29 protein-coding genes are annotated in these 22,424 nt (G+C 39.9%); 3 read left to right on the top strand and 26 right to left on the bottom strand.

Annotated elements, in window-relative coordinates; all coding sequences use genetic code 11:
- Positions 1–72: 72 nt before the first annotated feature.
- Complete coding sequence (locus PAENI_RS04840; protein WP_262495500.1) at positions 73–645, bottom strand: GNAT family N-acetyltransferase; 573 nt, start codon at positions 643–645, stop codon at positions 73–75.
- A 20-nt stretch (positions 646–665) separates the two neighbouring features.
- Complete coding sequence (locus PAENI_RS04835; RefSeq protein ID WP_223178901.1) at positions 666–1,346, bottom strand: HAD family hydrolase; 681 nt, start codon at positions 1,344–1,346, stop codon at positions 666–668.
- A 128-nt stretch (positions 1,347–1,474) separates the two neighbouring features.
- Here PAENI_RS04835 and PAENI_RS04830 point away from each other — a divergent pair, with 128 nt between their 5' ends.
- Positions 1,475–1,969 (top strand): DUF6803 family protein, encoded by a 495-nt coding sequence (locus PAENI_RS04830; protein WP_149644420.1) that lies wholly within the window; start codon positions 1,475–1,477, stop codon positions 1,967–1,969.
- 66 nt (positions 1,970–2,035) lie between these two features.
- On the opposite strand, the gene PAENI_RS04825 is transcribed toward PAENI_RS04830, so the two are convergent.
- Positions 2,036–3,484 (bottom strand): MDR family MFS transporter, encoded by a 1,449-nt coding sequence (locus PAENI_RS04825; protein ID WP_262495499.1) that lies wholly within the window; start codon positions 3,482–3,484, stop codon positions 2,036–2,038.
- Positions 3,485–3,636: 152 nt separating this feature from the next.
- On the opposite strand from PAENI_RS04825, the gene PAENI_RS04820 reads away from it, so the two are divergent.
- Positions 3,637–4,185 carry a PadR family transcriptional regulator gene (locus tag PAENI_RS04820; RefSeq protein WP_149644419.1) on the top strand — a complete coding sequence of 183 codons (549 nt, stop codon included), beginning with the start codon at positions 3,637–3,639 and terminating at the stop codon, positions 4,183–4,185.
- Positions 4,186–4,245: 60 nt separating this feature from the next.
- On the opposite strand, the gene PAENI_RS04815 is transcribed toward PAENI_RS04820, so the two are convergent.
- From PAENI_RS04815 to msrA, 4 genes are all read right to left on the bottom strand, one after another.
- Complete coding sequence (locus PAENI_RS04815) at positions 4,246–5,652, bottom strand: sensor histidine kinase (protein WP_149644418.1); 1,407 nt, start codon at positions 5,650–5,652, stop codon at positions 4,246–4,248.
- Positions 5,649–6,356, bottom strand: a complete 708-nt coding sequence (locus PAENI_RS04810) for a response regulator transcription factor (protein ID WP_179086671.1) — start codon at positions 6,354–6,356, stop codon at positions 5,649–5,651. Before PAENI_RS04810 ends, PAENI_RS04815 begins: the two co-directional genes overlap by 4 nt.
- A 21-nt stretch (positions 6,357–6,377) precedes the next feature.
- Positions 6,378–7,568: a cell wall-binding repeat-containing protein gene (locus PAENI_RS04805; RefSeq protein WP_149644417.1), complete on the bottom strand. Its 1,191-nt coding sequence runs from the start codon at positions 7,566–7,568 to the stop codon at positions 6,378–6,380.
- Positions 7,569–7,741: 173 nt separating this feature from the next.
- Positions 7,742–8,254 carry a peptide-methionine (S)-S-oxide reductase MsrA gene (gene msrA / locus PAENI_RS04800; protein WP_149644416.1) on the bottom strand — a complete coding sequence of 171 codons (513 nt, stop codon included), beginning with the start codon at positions 8,252–8,254 and terminating at the stop codon, positions 7,742–7,744.
- A 163-nt stretch (positions 8,255–8,417) separates the two neighbouring features.
- On the opposite strand from msrA, the gene PAENI_RS04795 reads away from it, so the two are divergent.
- Positions 8,418–9,326, top strand: coding sequence for an aldo/keto reductase (locus PAENI_RS04795; protein WP_149644415.1), 909 nt, complete (start codon positions 8,418–8,420; stop codon positions 9,324–9,326).
- Between the two features lie 55 nt (positions 9,327–9,381).
- On the opposite strand, the gene PAENI_RS04790 is transcribed toward PAENI_RS04795, so the two are convergent.
- From PAENI_RS04790 to PAENI_RS04700, 19 genes are all read right to left on the bottom strand, one after another.
- Positions 9,382–10,188, bottom strand: coding sequence for a class I SAM-dependent methyltransferase (locus tag PAENI_RS04790; RefSeq protein WP_149644594.1), 807 nt, complete (start codon positions 10,186–10,188; stop codon positions 9,382–9,384).
- Between the two features lie 56 nt (positions 10,189–10,244).
- The gene (locus PAENI_RS04785; protein ID WP_149644414.1) at positions 10,245–10,874 is read right to left on the bottom strand and encodes a class I SAM-dependent methyltransferase; all 630 of its coding nucleotides are present in this window, start codon (positions 10,872–10,874) and stop codon (positions 10,245–10,247) included.
- 73 nt (positions 10,875–10,947) lie between these two features.
- Positions 10,948–11,346, bottom strand: coding sequence for an RrF2 family transcriptional regulator (locus tag PAENI_RS04780; protein WP_042127470.1), 399 nt, complete (start codon positions 11,344–11,346; stop codon positions 10,948–10,950).
- Positions 11,347–11,455: 109 nt separating this feature from the next.
- The gene (locus tag PAENI_RS04775; RefSeq protein WP_149644413.1) at positions 11,456–11,860 is read right to left on the bottom strand and encodes a hypothetical protein; all 405 of its coding nucleotides are present in this window, start codon (positions 11,858–11,860) and stop codon (positions 11,456–11,458) included.
- Between the two features lie 67 nt (positions 11,861–11,927).
- Positions 11,928–12,701, bottom strand: coding sequence for a DUF817 domain-containing protein (locus PAENI_RS04770; RefSeq protein WP_262495498.1), 774 nt, complete (start codon positions 12,699–12,701; stop codon positions 11,928–11,930).
- A 66-nt stretch (positions 12,702–12,767) separates the two neighbouring features.
- Positions 12,768–12,983, bottom strand: coding sequence for a helix-turn-helix domain-containing protein (locus PAENI_RS04765; RefSeq protein ID WP_042187934.1), 216 nt, complete (start codon positions 12,981–12,983; stop codon positions 12,768–12,770).
- A 10-nt stretch (positions 12,984–12,993) separates the two neighbouring features.
- On the bottom strand, positions 12,994–13,467 hold the full coding sequence (locus PAENI_RS04760; protein WP_149644412.1) for a DUF2975 domain-containing protein: 474 nt from the start codon (positions 13,465–13,467) through the stop codon (positions 12,994–12,996).
- Positions 13,468–13,671: 204 nt separating this feature from the next.
- Positions 13,672–13,887, bottom strand: a complete 216-nt coding sequence (locus PAENI_RS04755; protein ID WP_042127458.1) for a helix-turn-helix domain-containing protein — start codon at positions 13,885–13,887, stop codon at positions 13,672–13,674.
- A 10-nt stretch (positions 13,888–13,897) separates the two neighbouring features.
- On the bottom strand, positions 13,898–14,380 hold the full coding sequence (locus tag PAENI_RS04750) for a DUF2975 domain-containing protein (RefSeq protein ID WP_076298949.1): 483 nt from the start codon (positions 14,378–14,380) through the stop codon (positions 13,898–13,900).
- A 219-nt stretch (positions 14,381–14,599) separates the two neighbouring features.
- On the bottom strand, positions 14,600–15,799 hold the full coding sequence (locus tag PAENI_RS04745) for a hypothetical protein (protein WP_149644411.1): 1,200 nt from the start codon (positions 15,797–15,799) through the stop codon (positions 14,600–14,602).
- A 24-nt stretch (positions 15,800–15,823) separates the two neighbouring features.
- Positions 15,824–16,669, bottom strand: a complete 846-nt coding sequence (locus PAENI_RS04740) for a hypothetical protein (protein ID WP_149644410.1) — start codon at positions 16,667–16,669, stop codon at positions 15,824–15,826.
- Complete coding sequence (locus PAENI_RS04735) at positions 16,666–17,352, bottom strand: ATP-binding cassette domain-containing protein (protein WP_149644409.1); 687 nt, start codon at positions 17,350–17,352, stop codon at positions 16,666–16,668. The genes PAENI_RS04740 and PAENI_RS04735 overlap by 4 nt, the downstream gene beginning before the upstream one ends.
- Positions 17,349–17,759: a GntR family transcriptional regulator gene (locus tag PAENI_RS04730; RefSeq protein WP_042187923.1), complete on the bottom strand. Its 411-nt coding sequence runs from the start codon at positions 17,757–17,759 to the stop codon at positions 17,349–17,351. Before PAENI_RS04730 ends, PAENI_RS04735 begins: the two co-directional genes overlap by 4 nt.
- A 282-nt stretch (positions 17,760–18,041) precedes the next feature.
- The gene (gene pgsA / locus PAENI_RS04725; RefSeq protein ID WP_149644408.1) at positions 18,042–18,593 is read right to left on the bottom strand and encodes a CDP-diacylglycerol--glycerol-3-phosphate 3-phosphatidyltransferase; all 552 of its coding nucleotides are present in this window, start codon (positions 18,591–18,593) and stop codon (positions 18,042–18,044) included.
- The gene (locus tag PAENI_RS04720; RefSeq protein WP_149644593.1) at positions 18,590–19,240 is read right to left on the bottom strand and encodes a uridine kinase family protein; all 651 of its coding nucleotides are present in this window, start codon (positions 19,238–19,240) and stop codon (positions 18,590–18,592) included. The genes pgsA and PAENI_RS04720 overlap by 4 nt, the downstream gene beginning before the upstream one ends.
- Entirely contained in the window at positions 19,233–19,319 is an 87-nt protein-coding gene (locus PAENI_RS04715; RefSeq protein WP_149644592.1) for a DUF3977 family protein, read from the bottom strand. The genes PAENI_RS04720 and PAENI_RS04715 overlap by 8 nt, the downstream gene beginning before the upstream one ends.
- Before the next feature lie 155 nt (positions 19,320–19,474).
- Positions 19,475–20,131 carry a CatB-related O-acetyltransferase gene (locus PAENI_RS04710; RefSeq protein WP_149644407.1) on the bottom strand — a complete coding sequence of 219 codons (657 nt, stop codon included), beginning with the start codon at positions 20,129–20,131 and terminating at the stop codon, positions 19,475–19,477.
- 174 nt (positions 20,132–20,305) lie between these two features.
- Complete coding sequence (locus PAENI_RS04705) at positions 20,306–20,773, bottom strand: DUF2691 family protein (RefSeq protein WP_149644406.1); 468 nt, start codon at positions 20,771–20,773, stop codon at positions 20,306–20,308.
- 118 nt (positions 20,774–20,891) lie between these two features.
- The gene (locus tag PAENI_RS04700; protein WP_149644405.1) at positions 20,892–22,388 is read right to left on the bottom strand and encodes a malate:quinone oxidoreductase; all 1,497 of its coding nucleotides are present in this window, start codon (positions 22,386–22,388) and stop codon (positions 20,892–20,894) included.
- Positions 22,389–22,424: the final 36 nt, after the last annotated feature.

Raw genomic sequence — 22,424 nt, 5'->3', positions numbered from 1 at the left:
CAGCCAAGTGGCTGATCTATAGAGCAAGAGTCCTTCTCGATAAGAGAGGGACTCTTGGCTTCTTTTATACAATTATGAGTACTTCTCATTTAATAAATAGTGCAGATTCTCTTTTACCGATGGCCATTCTTTATCCAAAATACTAAAGACAACATTATCATGAATCGAACCATCAGATCTAATTCTATGCTGGCGTAGAACCCCTTCTTTTACAGCCCCTAATCGTTCTACCGCTCTTTGTGACCTCAAGTTAGTCTTCACCACTGTAAACTCTACACGAATCAACTTTAGCTCTTCAAAACAATAGTGAAGCAGTAATGACTTAGCCTGGGTATTCACACTCGTTCTCCAATATTCAGGTGAGATCCACGTACATCCGATTTCAGCATTGCGATGAACCAAATCCGGATGCATGATTCGAGTGGTACCGACGATTTGTCCAGTAGCTTTTTCAATGATGACGAAGGGAATTTGCGATTCATTGTTTTGATTTGCGAATGCGGTTGTGATTAAATCCTGTACCTGCTCGTCCGACGTTATTTTTCGCCAAGTAAATTCCCAGATGTTTGGATTTCTTAATACTCTCGCTAGCCCTTCTACATGGCTGTCATCCATTGGAACCAGCTTGACTGTATTGCCCTCCAAGATTGAATTACGAGGTTGGATCATTTCGCACACCGCTCTCTTAATGATATATGTTGGATGATATCCGCAATTTCTTCTACTCGATAAGCGATATGATCTGCCCCAGCATTCTCCAGTTCTTCTTTAGGTCCGTAACCAAACGTCACACCAATAGATTCTACTCCACAACCTATAGCACCGATAATATCATGCTCTCGGTCCCCAATCATCACAGCTTCCTCCGGAAGAATAGCATTCTGATCGAGTACGTACTGTATCACATCTTTCTTTTTAGAACGGGTGCCATCTAGATTACTACCACCGATATGCTCAAAATAATGATCTAGTTTATAATGCTCAAGAATTTGTTCTGCAAAAACAGTAGGCTTGGAGGTAGCTACATACAATGAAAATCCTTTATTCTTGAGGTCTTCCAGTAGTTGCGGTATACCTTCAATCACCATATTCTCAAGCATTCCAACGGTGCTGTAACGCTCACGGTAGAATACAACTGCTTGTTGCGCTTGTTCCTCTGAGAACTGATGCAGCTCGATAAATGAATCATAAAGAGGTGGGCCTATGTAAGGAAGAAGTTTATCCAAATGCTCGATCTGAATATCAAATTTGTTCAATGCGTATTCTACGCTTTTTGTTATGCCTTCTTTAGGGTCCGTTAATGTACCATCCAAATCAAATAAAACACTTTGTAGTCCTCTTCCCACTGCTGTCTTGCTCCCCTCAATTGATATTAATGGATGTATTTATAATACCTTCGTTTCTACATACTTTCCACATACTTCTCGAATACGATCAGTACGAAAGTTATTTTTATATATCGGAGGAGTATTTTATGAACATGACCCATTATATGTCTTTGCTAGCGGATAATCAGCCTTGGAACTTGATTTTATTTATGGCGATCCCTGTGATTTTTGCTGAGACGATCACCGTTACAGAGTTTATTATTTTGTTCACCAAAAATCTAAAAGGCTCTTTACGGACCTTTAACAAAATCTGTAGCATTCTGGCCGGGTTGTACTTCACAGGGGTATTCCTCTACTTGTTTCCTACCGCATTCATCCCTTTGTCAGTGAATGGTGAGTGGCACACATGGGTTGACGTGGTAGCCGTAGGCTTCTATTTGAGCGGAGTGCTTTTCTTATTACCGCTAGCTTTGTTAGATCTTGGTCTGATCGCTCGTAAACGAACAGATGAACAGAAAATGAAGCTCCATTTTATACTCATCAGTGGATTCTTGGTTGTAGCACATATCGCGATGATATTCGGGATGATCAATCCGGAAATTGTGGACAGCATGGGTGGAATGGGCGACATGATGCACTAACTTAACATATAAAAAAAGCAGATCAAGGCTAAGCCCTTGGTCTGCTTTTCTAATGTGATGCGAAGGTTATCCCGCACTTTGAACAGAAATCACACTACGCTTCTTGCGCAATAAAAACATAAGTGGTAATCCAAACAACACGATGATAGAGCCGACTACGAATACATCATTGACACCCATAGTGAACGATAATAATCTTATCGAATCTGCATTACCTGCACCTGAACTGATCAATTCTTTAGAGTGCAGTAAGGATCTTGTGGACAAAATAGAAGTGAACACCGCAATCCCAAGTGAGCTTAACACATTCCGAACCCAGTTGTTGATCGATGTGGCATGACCTGACCATTCGACTGGAATTTCCTCCATAGACGCTGTGCTACTCGGAACGTTAGCTAATCCAATACCTAAATTCCGAACAACCATTGCCCACATAATGAAGCTGTAAGAAACATTTGTATGCAGCCGGCTCATCATGAATAAACCGATGAAAATAAATAAAATACCAGCAGAAATTAACTTCACAGGCCCAAACTTTGGATACATCTTACCCACGATTGGACTAAGTAAAGCCAGAAGAATCGAAGATGGCAATAAGATAAGCCCCGTTTTAAGTGTTGTTGCTCCTTCTACCGTTTGTAAGAACAATGGAGTTAAGTAAGTTCCAGCATACATTGCTATCGTCACCAAACTATAGATACTAAGCATGGCAGTAAAGCGCCGATTTCGAAAGACCCGCAGATTCAGCAGTGGTACTTCCGCCTTCAGCTCGTGCAAGACGAAGAAAACTAAAAGTACGATCCCCACAAGTATTAAGGATAGGGTCTTCCATGAGCTCCATCCCCAGCTATTGCCTTGGCTAAATGCGGTTAATAAAGATAAGCTGCCCAGTACAACAGTTAGGAAGCCAGGAATATCAAATGATTTCGGAACATTCATTCGATAGTATGGAATTAACGTTACAGTTAGAATAATAGCAATGATCCCAATGGGAATGTTAATTAAAAATAACCAGTGCCAGCTAGCATACTGAAGTAACCATCCGCTAAATGTCGGACCTATGGCTGGGGCTACCATCGCGGATAGGGACCATAGGCTCACGGCGAAAGGTCTGCGTTCAGCTGGAATCACTTGGAATATAATCGTCATCGTACAGGCCATAATCAGCCCGCTGCAAGAGCCCTGAAGCATTCGAAATACAATCAGAGAGGTTGGATTCCAAGCTACTGCACAGAGTAAGGAGAACATGGTGAATCCCATCAAAGCGAATAGATACAGTCGCTTATAGCTGAATCTGCCTCCCAGATATCCGGCAAGTGGTGCAGTTACTCCCGTTGCTAGCATAAAACCTGTAACCATCCATTGCATAGTGTTCAGGTTCGAATGGAAATGATTCATTAAAAGAGGAACAGCTATGTTGATGGTCGTTGTACTTAAGACAGAGACGAAGTTACCGAAGAATATGGCAATCATTATAGGCCAAAAATGAATTTTACTTTCTTGTTTAACGTCCACGCTACCCCTCCTTATCTTTTTTATATGTCTACTTTTACATATATAATTTAACTTAAATAATGTTATAATCATATTGAATATATGTCAATGATGACATATGCCTAAAAATCACAATAATAACGGATATATAATAACTGGAGGGCTTCAGAGTAATGAATACACTGTCTTATGGACTTCTTACTTTACTTAGTGCTAACTCGTTGTCTGGATATGAATTAACACAGAATATCAAACCGTTATGGCGAGCAGGACATAGTCAAATCTACCCTCTTCTAATGAGCATGGAGCAGCAAGGTTACATTTCATATCAGCTCATTGAACAGTCGGACAAGCCGGATAAAAAGGAATACTCCATTACGGAAGCAGGACTTGAGCAATTGCGGAAATGGGTGGAGACTCCAGCGGAGCCTCCAGTTCTACGGGACGAGCTACATTTTAAGCTGTATAGTCTATGGCTCTCCAAACCCGAGGAGGCAAAAGAACTTCTACAAAAACGAGCGGAATTTTGTGAAAGTGAGCTAGAACGATACAAGGTCTTGCTGAAAGCTAACGAAGTCTTACGTGATGAACGAGGTGAGACTCGTGAATTAAAAGCAACGACTTTTGGACGCTATTTACTCATTCGGAAACGAGTGCTCGATATGGAGAGCTCTATACAATTTTGCGAGTGGGCACTTGAAGAGCTTGAGCCAGCAAAATAGCGTTAGTTGACATCAAGTAAAAAGAGACTTCGCGTACATACGCAAAGTCTCTTTTGGCTATTATTTTTGGGATTTTGTTAATCTAGGCAGCCGCACCTCGCATCGGGTTCCAACTCCAGGCTGACTTGTAATTCGAATCTTACCGCCGTGTAATTCTACAAGCTTTTTAACAATTGATAGTCCAAGACCTGTACCACCATATTGCCTGGATCGTGATTTCTCAACTCTGTAGAAGCGTTCAAAGACATAGGGTAGTTCTTCCTCAGGAATACCTATTCCGGTATCCTCTACAATAAATAAAACGGTATCTCCGTCGACATCCTCATCTACATGGACAGTAATCTCACCTTCATCCGTATAACGGATCGCATTCTCCAGAAGATTCATCATAATCTGTTCCATACGCTTTTCATCTCCACGAACCCTATACGAAACTCCATGATACATAATCTTCAGCTGAAGTCCCTTTTCTTTGGCTTTCAATTCCACTCTGCGTACCGCTTGTTCTGCCATGTGCTTAAGATCTATCCAGTCCAGCGTAAGTGAGATCTTGCCTTCTTCCATCTTTGCCAGTTCAAATAAATCTTCTACCAGATGCTCAAGCCGATGCGCTTCCTCGTGAATAATATCCAAATACAGATCCCGTTCCCCTTCGTTCTCATAGAGTCCATCCTTTACGACCTTGGTATACCCTTTCAAATAGGTGATGGGTGTCCGCAGTTCATGAGAGATGTTGGCTAAAAATTCCTGACGCGTATCCCTGTATCTTTGCAGATCTATAGCAAGGTCGTTAATAGCTCCTGCCAAAAATCCGATTTCATCGTTACTACGTATGGAAAGTCTCGTTTCCAATTCACCGGCAGCAATTTTTCTAGTCGCCTTCTGCATCTTGATCAGCGGCCTGGATAACAACAAACTAATTATTCCCGTAATTCCTAGTGCCAATATAAAGGCCCCAATTCCTGCGAGCAACAGTAGGTTACGGATAGAAGCCAAGGATTGCTTCATGTTCTCTGTAGAGGACATTACATATAGTGCAGACTGGATGGTTTGACCATTTGAAATTGGTTTTCCAGTGATGAAATATCTGTGTCCAGTAGGATCTGTATACTCAAAATTCACACTTTTTCCGGCAAATATCCGACTAATATCCGAAGCATTTATGAATGAACGATCTGCGCGGTCATGAACACCCGAATGGAGAATGACACTACCGTCTTTTGAAATATTAAATATACTCACGTCCGAAAACTCTGCAAAAGTACTCATCATCTGCTCGTTTGAACTATCCGGCGATTCAGCCATTCCGATAAAATGCAAGGTTAGTTCCTCAGTTTCTTTTTGCATCTCGTTGTAATAAAAACTGGTAAACATTCGGTCTATCGTTATCCCAAGAATAAGCAAAACAACTAAAAAAACAGACATAATAACTGACCCGAGCTTCAGTCCGATAATATTATTCTTCATAGATGATTACCTGGGATCTCAAATTTATAGCCTAATCCCCATACCGTTTGAACAGGATTATAAGACAGACCCGCCTTATGTAATTTCTCGCGAATATTCTTAATATGTGTGTCGATGACACGGTTTTCACCCTCATAATCATTGCCCCATAAACGCTCTACTAGTTCTTCTCTCGTAAAGACACGGTGCGCATTTTGCGCCAAGGCCGTTAGCAGATCAAATTCCTTGAGTGTAAACTCAACGGCTGTATCCAGAATATGTACCTCACGAGCATCCGGGTAAATCGCTAGCTCAGGGTAGCTCAGAACTTTTTTCAGAGGTTGTTGGGTCGATGTAAGCATTGAACGCCGTACCAAAGAATAAATTCTTGCCACTAATTCCTCTGGCTCGAACGGTTTGGTGAGATAGTCATCCGCTCCTATGCCGAGGCCACGAACCTTGTCCTTAGTTTCCGAGCGAGCTGTTAGCATTAGAACGGGGACAGAGCTTACCTCTCTAACGGCTTTACAGACCTGCCAGCCATCCATATCTGGCATCATCACATCCAGCAGGATTAGATCAAAGTTCTGTTGTTTCAGCAAAGTGAGTGCCTCATGCCCCGTTGACGCTTCTCTAGTCGTTATTCCTTCTCTTGTTAAATAAATCCGAATTAAATTCCGCATGTTCCATTCATCGTCAACGATCAGTACCTGAAGCTTATTCAAGTTGTTCACCCTCTTCGTGGCCTAGTGACCGGAATGTGGATTGCCTCCTGCCGCCGGTGAGATTTCTAGCATATCATCGATTTCGCTTTGGGCACTTTCTTTTATTACGTTGATGTCCCCAGTTAACCAAGCATGATTATAGGGGCCTTCTGCTGGTGAATCTTGAAATTTAGGTTGAAGGGTCATCATATATTCCATCACGGAATCTGGCAACCCGTCTTTTTCCGTAAAGATAAGCGGTGCATGTTTCCCTAAATGCGAAAAAGGTGCGGCGGCGATTGCCAGCATCGTTGAATCGGTAGTCAACAAAGACAAGTTATGTCCAGGTGTCGTTATGCCCCAGCCGAAACCGTTGCTGGCGTCCTTAAAAGTAGCAAAAGCAATAGCATTCTCATAAATGTCTTTTCCAGCTATACGGGTTACTGTGCCGAATTCCTGTAATTGCTTTTCTACTGCTGTAGATACAACTTTTTCAGGTCCTAAGATATAAATTGTAGCCGAACCTCCACGCTCTTTCAAAGCATTAACCGTAGGGTCTGGAATTTCATCTTTTGTTACATAGAGAAGCGGCTCTGGCATATGGGCGATCCAATTCACTGCAGGCAGTGTGTACTCAGGACTATCCATAGAACCTACAATGACTGCCTTTGGAAGTTCACTGGAAGCTTTTGCATAATATGTATCAATGGCTTGTGCTACAGCTGCCGGCTCGTCCCCTTCAATTCGGTCTACTTTCAGATCCAGTGTCTTTAATTGTTCTTCGACATTGGAAGCCATGGGTCCGACGAGCACTACTTGTACACCATTATTACCTTCTGCGCCTAAAGGATTCAATCGCTTAAGCTCTGCTAACGTTGCCTCAGGGACACCCTCTTTAGTTGTAAAAAGAATAGGGCCATTATTCGGATGATGGATCAAATCCGCACTAACCGCGGCAATCTGCCAATTGCTTACATCCGTTAATACTACACTTGAAGGTCTGTTGTTCTTCGTCTGTGCAGTCCATAGGGTTTGTGAAACGATAACTGCTGCCTCAATAGGGTCAGAAGTGTTTATACGAGTTGTGTTTTTTGTTGCGATCCACGGTTGATCCACTGACGATATAGAAGCTTGCTTATCTGATCCAGATGGGGCATTATTGCCCGATTGACAGCCAGCTAACACTGCACTCAGTAGCAAGGTTACAGCAACTATGGGTATGATTTTTTTCATCCTAAACCCTCCATTTTAAATTTCTCGCTTGATTTAGAGTAGTTTAGTCTATAAATGTGTAGAAAGTATGTAGAATTTAAAATATATAAAATTTGTATATGATGCAAAAAGAGCACCTGTAAGCCATGAACGACTTAGGATGCTCTTTTACTTTAGAAATTCCGTTTCTGCAATTACCAGTGTTTAGCGATAAAGGTATCCCGTCCGGATTGCTCACGATCCTCTTTATAATGCTTGGGATTCTTGTGATGATAGTCCTGATGATATTCTTCCGCTCGATAAAAGGTTGGCGCTGGAAGGATTTCCGTCACAACGGGTCCTGAGAATCTGCCACTCACAGCAACCTGCTCCTTCGAGGCAAGGGCTGCTAAACGTTGTTCTTCGTTATAGTAAAAGATGGCTGTCCGGTATTGTGTTCCTCGATCCTGAAATTGTCCACCATCATCCGTGGGATCAATCTGAGGCCAATATAATTCAAGCAGCTTCTCGTATGAAAAAAGCGATGGATCAAACGTAATTTGTACCACCTCGTAATGTCCTGTTGTTCCTGTTTTGACTTCTTCGTAAGTTGGGTTCTCGGTTAATCCTCCAGCATATCCCGATACAATCCCTTGGATACCTGGTAACTCCTCGAACGGTGTAACCATGCACCAAAAGCAACCACCTGCAAACATTGCTTGTTCCATATGTTCAAGTCTCTCCCTATCCATCATCATCTAGTAAATAACATATGCTATGACGATAATGCTTCTAGGTTATAATGTCAAAGGAAATCATTCATTTACATTCGAATTCGATGCTTTAAGGCGTTATAATATAACAAACAACGGAATTAGAAAGGAACAACCTATGAATAAAAATCGTTTGGGTCAGTCCGATTTATATGTAAGTGAAGTAGGACTCGGATGCATGTCCTTAGGTACGGATGAGGCAAAAGCCATTTCCATCGTCCATGAAGCGCTCGATCAAGGCATTAACTTTTTAGATACAGCCGATCTGTATGATGAGGGTCGTAATGAAGAGATCATTGGTAAGGCGATTCGCCACCGCCGCGGTGAGGTGATATTGAGTACAAAAGTGGGTAACCGCAGAATTCCAGGTCAAGAAGGCTGGAGCTGGGATCCATCAAAATCCTATATTAAATCCGCAGTCAAAGACAGCCTAAGACGCCTCCAAACGGATTATATCGATCTGTATCAGCTGCATGGCGGAACAATCGATGATCCGATAGATGAAACTATTGAAGCCTTTGAAGAACTTAAGCAAGAGGGTCTAATCCGATATTATGGGATCTCTTCTATTCGACCTAATGTCATTAGAGAATATGTAAAAAAATCAAACATAATCAGTGTAATGAGCCAATACAGTATTTTAGATCGACGTCCTGAGGAAGACATTCTCCCTCTGCTGGCCGAGCATGGGATCAGTCTAATTGCCCGGGGTCCTTTGGCGGGTGGCATCCTTTCGGAGAATGGCCGCAGCAAGGCAGAGAAGAAGTACTTAGATTACAGTAGTGAGGAGATTCTGAAGTTGCATGATCAGCTTGTGCACGCAACGAGTCACTCTCGCCCCCTAGCACAAACGGCGCTTCATTATCCGCTCGGTCATCCGTCTGTAGCGGTTATTATCCCTGGAGCGAGTAGTATGGAGCAGTTGAAGAATAATGTAACGGCTGCTAAGTCAGCCCCACTGTCTTCGGAGGAAATCGAAATGATCCGCGTGTTGAGCAAAGCGAACCGCTACACACTACATTTGTAAAGTAGTCTGTCATTTATAAAATTAAGAGCGCCAGTTAAGAAACTGGCGCTCTTTTTTATTTTCTTTTACCGATGTATAACAAATGTGATGAGATGCCCAAGATTGAGGGATCATTTGCTTTAGATATGAGAAAGTTAATCAAGCTCTCTTCCCCCTCTTGGTGAGTCCAATACTGTTGCTGCTCTGCAGATAACATGGCTGCAATACTTGATGAACCAATTAAATCTATCGACTCAAATCCATTCCTTTCCATGAAAGGCTGGATCTCATCAATGTTAAAATAATAAGCACCTGTAAATCGGCCCTTGTCACTATGATTAAAGATTCCGCTCTCATAGAATTCATTGATGGTGTTCATATTATCGTTCGGTTTCCACTGCTGCGGGGATTGTAACGAATTAATGGTCATTCTCATTCGACTTTGAAAAGCCACGAATACTAAGCCATCTTGCTTGGTCACGCGATGCAACTCTTTTACTGCTAAAATTCGTTCCTCTTCCTTCTGCAAATGATACAATGGACCGAGCATCAATGAAACATCATAATTCTCATTAGGTATTCCTTCTAAATCAATAGCATTTAAGTTATGAAACCCGTCAAATTGCTCAGTTAATTCTAGTTCAGCTGCCTTTTCCATTGCTACTTCAACTAATTTAGGTGTGATATCTGAAAGGGTTACTGTATATCCGAGCTTAGCCAGTTCCATCGCGTATTTACCGGGTCCTGCGCCATTATCCAGCACCTTCCCAGCTGATGGCATATATTTCTTGATATAATGGAGATTAATAATGAACTCTAAGGGTTCTCTATCCAGCCTGCCCCACTCATCAAAGCTAGAGTAATAATCAATAATATTGCTCATCAACATAACACCTGCCTTCTTTTGAAATATATTATCTTCGATATGTCGAAATTTTTCTATAGTTCTTTCTTACATTTTACCATTAAAAAGTTTATCGACGGTTTATTGATCATGTCCTTGTGCGGCTCGTCAATTTCAGAGAACTCAACTAGTCCATAGGTTTCAAACTCTTGTGTAATGGATTCAGCATCATAAAAAAATATTTTTACGCCATAATCTGTCTCGTAGTAATTTTTATCCAATAGAGTACCTTTTCCAAACATAGGAGCTTTTTTCGAAACTGTTGTAAAAATCATATAACCACCTGGCTTTAACTGGTTGTAGCAATCTTGAATAAACTTTTCTCTCTCATGATGATTCAATAGATGAATAAGACCATGGCAAAATATTCCCTCATAGAGGTTATTATCATAAGGCATGTCATTCACTGAACCATGAAAAATGCTAATATCAATTCCATTTTGCCTCGCCAAATCAATTGCTGTTTGAGAAATCTCAATACCCGTTACATTTATCCCACTCTCTATAAAAACCTTTGCATTTCTGCCATATCCAATCCCTGGTACCAATATGTCTTTAACATTCCTCTCAACGAAAAAGTCCTTAGTGGCGATCGCAGAGTCTGTAGGTTCAAATCCCCACATCGTTTGTTTTTCTATAAAGCTTGATTCCCAGAATTCCGTCATATCTCATTCTCCTTTATATTAAAGCCATTACGGACTTATATTATCTTTAATCATTTCAAAAAAGAACGGATCTTTACTCCGTCTTCATTGTTTTTGCCAAATCTGCAATTTTCTTGTTCTCCAAGTACTGCTCCATCTGTCTTTCAGCGTCAATCACAACCTGTTGAATCAGGCACTCGCTACCATGATCCAGGCTACATTCGAACAAAGATGCAGTCCCTTCGATCGCATGGATAATATCCAGAAAAGAGATCTCTTCGGACTTCCGTCTGAGACGATACCCACCGTTTGCACCGGGTGCAGATTGAATCAATCCAGCCTTGACTAGCTTGGTCATCATTTTGGACAGATAGGTTTGCGAAACACCCAGCTTCTCAGCAAGTAATTGAACGCCTACAGGCTTATCGGACGCCGCCGTCACCAGATAAAGCATTGCATGAAGCGCATAGTCTGTCGCTTGGGAATATTTCATTTAGCACCTCCATTAACGACTTTGAAAATCCATAATAACTCTAATCGTTAAAAAAGACAAGCATGCGCAATCAGCTGCTATCTTCTATACTCTGGAAAGAAATTCAGATCTATATAATTCCCCTTACAACTGGTTCCGATGTTGAAATAATATCAACGACATGGTCAATACAACAGATCCCATAGTGCTTATATGGTTTTGGAAAATCCTTTGATGCAAATATTCCATTAGAAATAAAATCAAGATACCTTGATTTCTTATAAATCCTAAATGTTTTTCCGTCAAATTCCTCGTAATCATCCCCAGAAGTAAAGAATTCATTTTTAATCGAATATGCAATATAGGAGTGAAAATCAACTTGTATTATGGGAGAGCTTTTCTCACCATCCATAAGAGGCTCAACTATATCACTAGTTTTGCTTTTACAAAAAGATAACCTTAGTTGATTTACCTCCGGCTCTATTAGACCAAAGAAAAGCACATCCTGCATTTTTTTTAAATCTGTATATTCCATATCATCTCCCCCTCATCACTAATTTGTTCTTACTCCATGTACTACTATTTCCTTTGAAGACAATACTCTACTCTTTCGCGTTACGGTTAGCTTTAACATGTTTAAGCTGAGCAACTATAATGACACTAATAATGACCAGAAGGAACCATGAACTGATCTTACTGACACTAACCACATGCCATACCTGATTCTGATCAGGATATTTCCAAGCATTAAAGAATGTAGCGATATTCTCAGCTAACCAGATAAAAAAACCTACTAAGAAAAAAGCCAGTGTCAAGGGCATCCGATAAGTAGTGTTTCGTACCCGATAAATGATCCAAGTTTTCCAAAAAACAATGAGTACAAGCCCCTTTAGCCACCAGCGAAAATCAGGAATGAAGTGATGCGTGAAAAAGTTCAGATAGATAGCTGCTCCGAGCGATCCAGCAGCAGCAAGTCCCGGCCAGCCCGTCATATCCATTTTCAGTCTACGCCAAATTTGACACATATAGCTCGCGACGCTCGCGTACATAAACCCGCTATACAGTGGCACTCCAAACACCTTGGTTAGCCCGGGTTCAGGGTATGACCATGACCCCATTCTTATCTTATAAATTTCCAGCAGCAAACCAATAATGTGAAATACACAGATGACTTTAATTTCATCTAGCGTCTCTAATCCAGTACGGTACATAAGGTATTGAACGGTAAGCAATATAATAAGAATGGCATCATATCGGTAAATGTAAGGCAGATCTATTACGTTAGAGAGAGCTAAAGTCCCAAAGATCGCAATAGGAAATATGCAACTCATCGCCTGATGATAGCCAAAATGCAGAAGCTGCGTTGTTGATTTCAATGATGCTCTCTCCTTTCCAGGCAATGCTGTTCTTTTCAATCTGCGGAGTCGATTACTCATTACGATTTAAGCATCTTCGTCCATTAGGTATTCTAAAATATCTCCAGGCTGACATTCTAAAGCTTTACAAATCGCATCAAATGTTGATAGTCGAATCGCTTTTGCTTTTCCATTTTTCAATATAGAAAGATTGGCCATTGTTATTCCAACCCTTTCTGTAAGCTCTGTAACGCTCATTTTTCTTTTAGCTAACATCACGTCAATATTCACTATAATCGCCATTATTTTCACCTCAGACTGTTAAGTCATTTTCTGATTTTATTTCTATGGCATTTTTCAAGAGCTTTTGAAGAACAGCAGCAAAGACCGCAATCACAATTGGAGCACAAGTCATGACAAGTCCGAGTACGATTAGACCTGGTGCATCGGCTTCCTGTGCCATTTCATAAATAAGTGGCATACCCGCCGCATATAAGATACTGATGATGATTGCACAGTAAATTATATTTTTTAAAGCCTTAATGGATAGTTCTGAGAACGCTTTGTTTTTGTCAATGTAGCTTAGAAGTCTTAACGCCTGATATAAAGCTACGAAATAGGCTATCACCGTTACATACACCCCTATAAGAACGGGATAAACCAAATACACCCGATAATCTCCAGCTGCCTTGTTAGGTATCGTAGGTAACCAAAAAATACACAAAGCAAGAACCGGAAGTCCAATAAGAATTACAACTATCTTTAAAAAGAGTGTTTCTCGTTTCATAAACTGCACCTCACAAAGTTAATAATCTGGATTCAATTTATCACATAATTTATTGTTATTCAATATATTTTGATTGTATTACAATTATTTTTTATCATTAATATATCCCCCTATTATTTTTCACCTCCAATTATTGCACATCAAAAAGGCCCCCTCCTCATAAAGATTGAGAAAAGAGCCCTGCCTCTACTATTCATTTATTTCTTAAGTCTCCTCGTCACTTTTGTATTCTAAAATATCACCAGGCTGACAATCTAAAGCTTTGCAGATCGCCTCTAATGTTGATAATCGAACCGCTTTCGCCTTTCCATTTTTCAATATAGACAGGTTAGCCATTGTTATTCCAACCCGCTCCGAAAGCTCGGTCACGCTCATTTTTCTTTTAGCCAGCATCACGTCAATATTAATAATAATCGCCATTGTTTTCTCCTCAGACCGTTAAGTCATTTTCTGATTTTATATCAATAGCTTCCTTCAAAAGCTTTTGGAGCACCGCAGCAAACACTGCAATCACCATGGAAGCAAAAATCACAACCACCCCAATGACAATGAACCCTGGGGCATCATCTCTCTCCGCGACGAGATAGAAAAGTGGCAATCCCACTACATAAATTCCACTGATTGCAATTGCACAGTTCCTGATATTTTTTAATACCTTTACAGATAATTCTGAGAAAGCGTTGTTGTTGTCAATATACCCTAACAATTTGATCGCTTGATACAATGCAAAGTAAAAAGGTATCGCCGATGCATACAAATCAATGTACAAGAGATATTTAATATAGGTTTGATCAGGGTATAATTCTGCTGCATAATTCGAAATCGCAGGCACAAAAATTATACACAAGGCAAGAACTGGAAGTCCAATAAGAACAACAGCTATCCTTAAAAAAAGCGTTGATCCAAGTTTCATAAAACACACCTCACAAAGTTATTTTCAAAATTGAATCTAACATATAGTTTATCGTTTTACAATATATTTTAATCGAAAAATAGTGTTTAATGACTGTTTTATATTTCACGACTAAAAGGCCGAGCTAATTGACTATTAAAAGTCATTAGCCCGGCCTTTGTCACCTTTTTATATCTCTTTATGTCTCTTTATATCTAATTTTCTATTCTAAAAATAATTCTAGAACTGACCGAGATCGATAAAATTCAAATCCATGTTAGCTTCATCTTCTGCCTGATTTGCGGCCTCTGTTGATATTACTTTTCCTTCGTACTCAAGGTTACCGCTTGTCAAATTGAATACATATAGACGATTACCTTTGAAATTCTTATAACCCATAATATAGAGATGGTCTTGTTTAAAAGCATAGGTAATGTTTTCACTTAAATCTATATGTGTATTCTTCAGAGTAGTCTCATATTCTTTACTCACGAGATCGTAAGAAATAACAGCGAATCCTATATTTTCCTTACTCGATACAGCTTTTTGGAGGAAATAAATTTTCTGTCCATAGGCATTCATAATATTATTCAATAACATTTCATGCCCTTGGAACGTGAGCGGCGAGATTTGCCCTGTCTTGACATCCACTTGATATGCTTTTCTATGATTATTTCTGCTAATCCTTAAAATCCATTGATCCGTGTGCTCCAGATTTTGATTGGCTAGCCATGCGTATTGAGTATCCCCATCTGCTGCTACAGATTTAACGCCTGGTAACGCGAGCGGCTCATTCTTAATCTCTTTTGTGGTTAGATTAACACGGATGATCTGCGGTTCAGATACAAAACCTGAGGCACTGTGATTCATAAACACCATAGCAACAAGCTGCTGATCAATAAGCTGTACATTTTGTACATACATATCTGAAATATCATGATCTACATTGATATCGGATGTGATTTCAAGCGTATTGTTCTTCTGCTTGTTGAGTACAGAAATACTAAGCTTTGCATTTCTCTTCGCTGATGAATCATTTGATCGCTTCGTATCTACTGTCGCATTAACATAAGCAAGCATTTCCTCATTCTCATAGAAACCAGATGTGTTTGTCTTACCGCGCATGAACTGACGATGCTCTTCAATCCACTGATCCAATTGCGTTTTCATTGGTCTTCGATTTAAACTTTGGCTAATCGCAGACTTTTCATCTGGATAATCTGTACCATTTGTCGTGATATAAGCTCGTTTGATGCCAAAAGTACTATCCTTAATCATGTAGTTTCCGTATACAGCTATACCTTCAACGAGGGAAGCATCCCCTTGAACCGTCGTCAGCTTATAATTAGGTGGTGTCTCTTGTGAAGCTTGTACATAATACGTCCCGATTGTAACAACCGCGAACACTACAAGAATGGCGGTAACCATATATTTTCTCATTCCTTAACCTCCATACCCCTTCAATTATACCGATATTTTCTTACGCAATAGATACAAGCTGTACCAAAGCGAACCTCCAACAATGATCACTATTAATCCGAGACAAGCGCCTATGATTTCACCTGGATAGAAGTAGCTATCGTAACTGCTATAACCCATAAGAAATGGTATTGAGGCTAGTCCAGCCAGAACCGCTAAATATAGTAAGATAAAGCCAATCCCTTTCAGTCTGTAGCTCCGCTCGATTAGAATCACTGTGAACAAGACGATCAAGCCAATAATGCCCAGTCCATAGTATAGTACAAACTCAGAAAAGTAGGGCGGAACCAGAACTTTAAGCACAGTAGGATACTTCAAAAAATCAAATACCGAGATGTTCCGATATAATTCAGCAGGAAGAATCGACTGTGCTATCAAACGCTCAAGTGGAACAAGGATAATTTGCAGGGCGACAAGTCCAAATGCGAATAGCAAGATCGTAACCAGCTTGGCAAAATACAAATTTGCCCGACTAGAGGGCAACGTGAGCAGGCGATATACTACCGTATTTTTACCTCTCCAGTCACGGTACCAGATGAAGCAGCTATATATTAGCAACACTGTGATGCTCAAAAATAGGGGTCCGAAATATAGAAGTGCATTATAGCGAGCATACATCATACTGTTTAGCTGAATATATCCAGTCACATTGTGATATTGCTCAAGGGTCCATTGATTCACTCTCATTGCCTCATTCGCAGAATCCAGCCAATGATTAGCACCGAGGGTGACTGCTACAAGTTGCAAGGCGACTGTCAGCACCAGGAGTCCAAAATATATTTTGGCAAATCGGTTCATTTCAAAATTCAATAGCTTCACAAAAGCTCTCATTTCATGTACACCTCTCTCATTACGTCCGTAATGGACTTACCTTCCTGCTCGCGAACTTCTTCACAGTAGAATTCACGTTCTACCTTCCCATGCTGTAGCAAGACCACTTTATCAATTAAATGCTCAATATCGTTAATTTCATGAGTTGTAATAATCACACCACGATCCTCGATCAATTCACTCGTGAACACATCAGTAATTTGCTCGCGGCTGAACATATCAATCCCCGAGAACGGTTCGTCCATTAGGATGTAATCACAATCCAAGGCAAGTCCGAGCAACAAATTTAACTTCGCAGCCATCCCCTTCGACAATGAGGATACGCGATCCGAAGAGCTCAGTTGGAAGAACTTAAGCAATTCCTCTGCACGTTCAGCGTTCCAATTCCGATAAAAGTCAGCCATAAAGCTGAAGCAATCAGCAGTTCGCATATTGGAGGGCATCGTTAACGAATCTGGAATAAAAGTCATTTTCTCATACATCGCAGGTGTTAGTGATGCATTATCGATTAAGACTTCACCTTTGTATGGTGTCAGTCCCATGATGGACTTCAGCACCGTTGACTTTCCGGCACCATTGATTCCGATCAGGCAGGTGATCTCTCCTTTGGCAGCAGTGAAGCTAACGCCATTTAGTACCTTCTTGAATCCATAATTCTTCACCATCTGATTCACTTGGATCATCTTGTGTCACCACCCTCTGGAGATCGCTCTGATGTATATTTTGTCTTAATGATGTCTACCAGTTCTTCAACTGGAATTTGAATATTCCGAATGGAACCGATGAATATATCCACTGCACTTTCGATTAATTCAGCACGAATCGAGCTTAGTATTTGCTGATCCTGTGTAATTCGACTTGGGGAATTTCCTTCTGTTACGATCAAACCCTGTTCCTCCATTTCCTTATATGCCTTCTGTGCCGTGTTCGCATTAATCTTCATTACTGATGCCAGTTCACGCCGTGAAGGAATCTTGTCTCCTGCTCCGATTTGCCCTGTAGCAATCTGTTCTTTAAAGTAACGGACAACTTGAATATATACCGGTTCTCGAATATTAAAGCTGACACCTGATTTTTGTTCTTCTGTCATACAACCAACTCCATATACTAAGTGTGTGTACTAAGTGGTTCATACATCTTATTTATGTACTATACGTGTAATACACTTTTGTGTCAATAGTTCAGATTTGAGCTTAGACTTGGCATACACATGCAAGGGTTATGGGTTTATTTGCAGTAAATCTCATAAATATATTGACGTTATTAAAGTGAAAAACACAAGGATAAACATAAAATAAAGGCGAATTCTTACTCGAAATGGAGTGAGAATTCGCCTTTATCTATTTGTTATTCAGCAACCTTTTTATCGAGCTCATGCTTCTAATTTTAAAAAACGATAGTTATTTCTTATGTAGTTAAATCCTGAATAGATAGTTATGACTAGTGAAATATAGATTAGGATTTGATCGATAGGTATATTCGTAAAAAGGGTGAATGGATGGTTTGTAAACATAACTGCAGTAATTGCTACAACTTGCGATACCATTTTAATTTTTCCGTATCGATCAGCTTGCAACACTATTTTCTGAGAGACAGCGACAAGTCTAATCCCTGTAATGATCACTTCCCTCGCTACAATAACTAAAGCAACCCATGTGTATAACATCTGCTGACTTACCAGTAGAATCAACGCAGCAGAAATGAGCAACTTATCCGCTAATGGATCAAGTAACTTTCCAAGGTTCGTAACCTGATTATACTTCCTAGCAATATACCCATCTAGTTTGTCAGTGGCTGAAGCGAGTAAAAAAACAATAGCTGCATAATAAATCCCCTCTGGCCAATCAGGATATTTTGAGAAAAGCACTATAAAGATGGGGATTAATAATATTCTGGCGATTGTTACTTTATTTGCAAGATTCATAATTCCCTCCTGAATTCATTTTCAAGAATATAACTTTCATTGGAATTTTTTATAATAATATCAAAGTTTCGATGAAAAGGATGCATAAATAACTCATATTGAATTCTACGGTCTTCATGAGATTTTCTTAAATATTTGATGTCCGTTCCTCTTTCAGAGACATCACGTATACTCCTTCTCATCAATTCAGTGTCTCCATCCGTATATAAGTAAACCTTCAGATCAAACAAATTCGGGTCTGCAAAAGCAACGCTCATGCCCTCTACAATATTCACTCTGTTTTGTGAAGCTATCATTGTACTCTTTAAATAATTGGTGTCTATTGTATAAAAATCCAAACCATCTCGCATCATTCGGATGTCTCTCTCTAGAGCAGATATATTATGAGCTGAAGGATGACATGCTGTCATTTTATTACGATGACGTTCATTGTTATATTCATAGTCGATTACAGTGTATTTTCTAAGATGAGAGCCGATAATATAGGGATCAGTATTCATATAATTCACTTTCTCATGACCCAGAAGCTTTAAAAGATTATGGGCAAATGTTGTCTTTCCAGATGCACCATGACCCGAAATCCCAATAGTAACTCTTTTTTCCTCACTGCTTATCAAATTGGCTATTTCATTTAATATTTTATCCATAGTTTCCACTTCCATCCTCTAACTCCGTTTCGGTTCTAATAAACCATGTATTGCCTAGACCAAATTCAATATATTTCATATATCTAGCACACTTTCCTCCCAGGAGATTAGATGAGCCCATTCATATTATCATACTAATTAGGATTAATCTGGTAAAGAACAATTATTGTTAAACTACCTTAACTGATAAAAGAACAGGCTGCCGAATAATTGCGGCAACCTGTTGTGATTGTGTTATGATTTTATTTCCCTTAGATAAAACTCATATAATTGATCAATCGATGAACTTGAAAAGATAGGCGTAGCTTGTTCAATTTTCTCACGTTTCCAATCAAACCAACGCATTTCCTTTAACTTTTCGATTTCACGATCTGTAAATCGTTTTCTAATCTCTTTAGCAGGATTACCACCTACTATTGTATATGGTGGAACGTCTTTTACAACAACCGAGCCTGCCGCAACAATAGCACCTTCACCTATTTTCACACCTGGCATAATCATTGCATTCATCCCAATCCAAGCATCACTTTCTATGATCGTATCACCTTTAGGTTCGTAAGAGGTTTCAATTTGGTCCACAAAAGGATACACGGTAATCCATTCAGGATGATGATTGTGATTTCCACCCATTAAAATAATTACACCACTTGCAATACAAACATAATTTCCTATAATCAATTTATCTAAATGCCACCCAAAATCTTCGATCGGGTTAAATAACTTTCTTGACGGTTCGTCTCCCCAAAGATATCTGACGCACCCGTCTTCAAAATGATGACTATCGTAATAACCAGAGTAGTACGAGTAATCCCCTACCTCAATCATTGGGTTGGTGACAATATCCTTTAAATACTTCGTTTCTGACCAGTGGTTAAACAACTGTTGTTTCATTCTTTTCCCTCGCTTCTAAGTAATTTATAGCATTTATACTTAGAAGCTTGATACAGTAGCGACATTCTTAAACCGTTTCAAACGACGAACCATCGTCCTCATCCTTTTCCTAATTGATGGGGTCATTGTAACAAATGAATGATTTGTTCGTCAAATCAACCTTACGGTTTCCTTCTACCATACTGATAATCTTGTTCTGAAGTCATTCTCATTCGTAATGTACTGAACATCTTCATATCCATTTGAAATTGCGTTATGGCAAAGCGCTTCAAGCTTTCCTTGGTCTTTGCAATAAACTGTAGCATATTCACTGTCGACGACTAAAAGTACAAGCTGGCAATCACTATTTAAGAACTCCTCATAGGTCTGAACATCAATTACATCCTTCTCTCGTAGAAAAGCCTTGAAGTTCGCAAAGATGATATAGTATTCGTTATTCTCCAACAGATCTTTCAGGACGTTGCCGTCCATTCCATAAATTTCTTCATGGAACATGACCTCTCCTAATGTATCGTTTTGAATAAAATAAGACTCCTCGCCACCTATATACCAATTGAATGTTTCGGTATTAAATGGCTTTAACAGATCTCCAAGTATTTTCCCGTATTCATTAGGAATCTTAAAAACGATGCCTCGTTTCATGTACATCCCCCTTCTTTCTTTTGGAATTCCCTAAACAAAAAACCTATGAATGAAATCCATAGGCTTTCTTGAAGAAAATCTCTGTCAATTATCATACTTTCGAGCGATTGATCATTGCTTAACTATGCACTCGCTCTTTTCCACCTAGACCCAATGTAGTTGCCGTTAATGTGTGCACTTCATGCAAAAGCTCTGGATTTTCCAGTAGTGACAGGCCATAAGAAGGAATCATTTCTTTAATTTTCGGTTCCCACTCTTTTATATGCTGAGGGAAACATTTATTAAGTACTTCAAGCATCACGTGAACAGCCGTAGAAGCACCTGGGGAAGCCCCAAGCAATGCTGCAATCGAACCATCTGCGGCGCTAATTACCTCTGTACCGAATTGAAGGATACCTTTGCCATCCTCTGTATCTTTGATTACCTGTACGCGTTGGCCTGCTACGACTAGATCCCAATCCTCTATTTTGGCATTCGGGATAAACTCTCGTAATTCCTCCATGCGTTTTTCTTTCGATAACAACACTTGCTCGATCAGGTATTTGGTCAAAGACATGTTCTTTGCACCTGCCGACAGCATCGTTAGGAGATTATCCGGTTTTACGGAAGTGATCAAATCAAACATTGAACCGGTTTTTAAAAATTTTGGTGAGAAGCCAGCAAACGGTCCAAATAACAACGATTTTTTGTTGTCAATAAATCTAGTGTCCAGATGCGGAACAGACATTGGAGGCGCTCCAACCTTAGCTTTACCGTATACTTTTGCATGATGTTGGGCTATAACTTCTGGTTTATTACACACCATAAATATTCCACTTACCGGGAATCCGCCAATATGTTTCCCTTCAGGAATACCGGATTTTTGCAGGATATGCAAGCTTCCTCCCCCGCCACCAACAAAGACAAATTTTGCAGTGTGGTGTTCAATAGTACCGTTGTCGTTCTTCACTCTCAAGTCCCACGACCCATCGCTAGTACGTTTGATTCCATCCACACTATGTTTATAATGGAGATCTACATTCTTACTCTTTAAGTGATCAAATAACATACGCGTTAAAGCACCAAAGTTAACATCTGTGCCTGAGTCGATTTTTGTTGCTGCTATAGGTTCATTCGATGGACGATTTTGTATAATAAGCGGTATCCATTCCATTAATTTGCTAGAGTCATCGGAAAATTCCATTCCTTGGAACAAAGGATTTTTTGACAGCGCTTCAAATCTTCTCTTCAAAAAAGCTACATTCTTCTCCCCTAGTACCAAACTCATATGGGGTAAGGACATGATAAAATCCTGAGGATTATGTATCAACTTACGATTTACCAAATAAGACCAAAATTGCATTGAAAGTTGAAACTGTTCATTAATTTGGATGGCTTTACTTATATCTACAGTTCCGTCGGATTTTTCGACAGTGTAGTTAAGCTCGCAGAGCGCCGCATGTCCAGTTCCTGCATTATTCCATTCATTAGAGCTTTCCTCACCTGCATTTTCGAGCTTTTCAAACACTTTAATCTTCCAATCCGGCACTAATTCTTTTAAAAGTGTTCCTAAAGTCGCACTCATGATTCCAGCACCAATTAAAATGACGTCTGTTTCAGTTGCACTTTTGCCCATTATTACCATCCTTATCCCCTGAATTTTGCAGAAAGG

The organism is Paenibacillus sp. B2(2019) (genome assembly GCF_008370385.1).
In the GTDB taxonomy this organism is placed as follows: Bacteria; Bacillota; Bacilli; order Paenibacillales; family Paenibacillaceae; genus Paenibacillus_AQ.
The sequence above is the reverse complement of the archived record's forward strand: the minus strand, read 5'-3'. Positions and strand labels throughout refer to the sequence as shown.

Coding starts and splice junctions, on each gene's coding strand:
- PAENI_RS04745 (WP_149644411.1), bottom strand. CDS start 15,799: ATGAGAAAATATATGGTTACCGCCATTCTTGTAGTGTTCGCGGTTGTT.
- PAENI_RS04700 (WP_149644405.1), bottom strand. CDS start 22,388: ATGGGCAAAAGTGCAACTGAAACAGACGTCATTTTAATTGGTGCTGGA.
- PAENI_RS04735 (WP_149644409.1), bottom strand. CDS start 17,352: ATGATCCAAGTGAATCAGATGGTGAAGAATTATGGATTCAAGAAGGTA.
- PAENI_RS04730 (WP_042187923.1), bottom strand. CDS start 17,759: ATGACAGAAGAACAAAAATCAGGTGTCAGCTTTAATATTCGAGAACCG.
- PAENI_RS04775 (WP_149644413.1), bottom strand. CDS start 11,860: ATGGAATATACAGATTTAAAAAAAATGCAGGATGTGCTTTTCTTTGGT.
- PAENI_RS04705 (WP_149644406.1), bottom strand. CDS start 20,773: ATGAAACGAGGCATCGTTTTTAAGATTCCTAATGAATACGGGAAAATA.
- PAENI_RS04765 (WP_042187934.1), bottom strand. CDS start 12,983: ATGGCGATTATAGTGAATATTGACGTGATGTTAGCTAAAAGAAAAATG.
- PAENI_RS04785 (WP_149644414.1), bottom strand. CDS start 10,874: ATGACGGAATTCTGGGAATCAAGCTTTATAGAAAAACAAACGATGTGG.
- msrA (WP_149644416.1), bottom strand. CDS start 8,254: ATGGAACAAGCAATGTTTGCAGGTGGTTGCTTTTGGTGCATGGTTACA.
- PAENI_RS04780 (WP_042127470.1), bottom strand. CDS start 11,346: ATGAAATATTCCCAAGCGACAGACTATGCGCTTCATGCAATGCTTTAT.
- PAENI_RS04820 (WP_149644419.1), top strand. CDS start 3,637: ATGAATACACTGTCTTATGGACTTCTTACTTTACTTAGTGCTAACTCG.
- PAENI_RS04740 (WP_149644410.1), bottom strand. CDS start 16,669: ATGAGAGCTTTTGTGAAGCTATTGAATTTTGAAATGAACCGATTTGCC.
- PAENI_RS04830 (WP_149644420.1), top strand. CDS start 1,475: ATGAACATGACCCATTATATGTCTTTGCTAGCGGATAATCAGCCTTGG.
- PAENI_RS04715 (WP_149644592.1), bottom strand. CDS start 19,319: ATGAAATATATTGAATTTGGTCTAGGCAATACATGGTTTATTAGAACC.
- PAENI_RS04815 (WP_149644418.1), bottom strand. CDS start 5,652: ATGAAGAATAATATTATCGGACTGAAGCTCGGGTCAGTTATTATGTCT.
- PAENI_RS04790 (WP_149644594.1), bottom strand. CDS start 10,188: ATGAGCAATATTATTGATTATTACTCTAGCTTTGATGAGTGGGGCAGG.
- PAENI_RS04720 (WP_149644593.1), bottom strand. CDS start 19,240: ATGGATAAAATATTAAATGAAATAGCCAATTTGATAAGCAGTGAGGAA.
- PAENI_RS04760 (WP_149644412.1), bottom strand. CDS start 13,467: ATGAAACGAGAAACACTCTTTTTAAAGATAGTTGTAATTCTTATTGGA.
- PAENI_RS04755 (WP_042127458.1), bottom strand. CDS start 13,887: ATGGCGATTATTATTAATATTGACGTGATGCTGGCTAAAAGAAAAATG.
- pgsA (WP_149644408.1), bottom strand. CDS start 18,593: ATGAATCTTGCAAATAAAGTAACAATCGCCAGAATATTATTAATCCCC.
- PAENI_RS04795 (WP_149644415.1), top strand. CDS start 8,418: ATGAATAAAAATCGTTTGGGTCAGTCCGATTTATATGTAAGTGAAGTA.
- PAENI_RS04805 (WP_149644417.1), bottom strand. CDS start 7,568: ATGAAAAAAATCATACCCATAGTTGCTGTAACCTTGCTACTGAGTGCA.
- PAENI_RS04710 (WP_149644407.1), bottom strand. CDS start 20,131: ATGAAACAACAGTTGTTTAACCACTGGTCAGAAACGAAGTATTTAAAG.
- PAENI_RS04750 (WP_076298949.1), bottom strand. CDS start 14,380: ATGAAACTTGGATCAACGCTTTTTTTAAGGATAGCTGTTGTTCTTATT.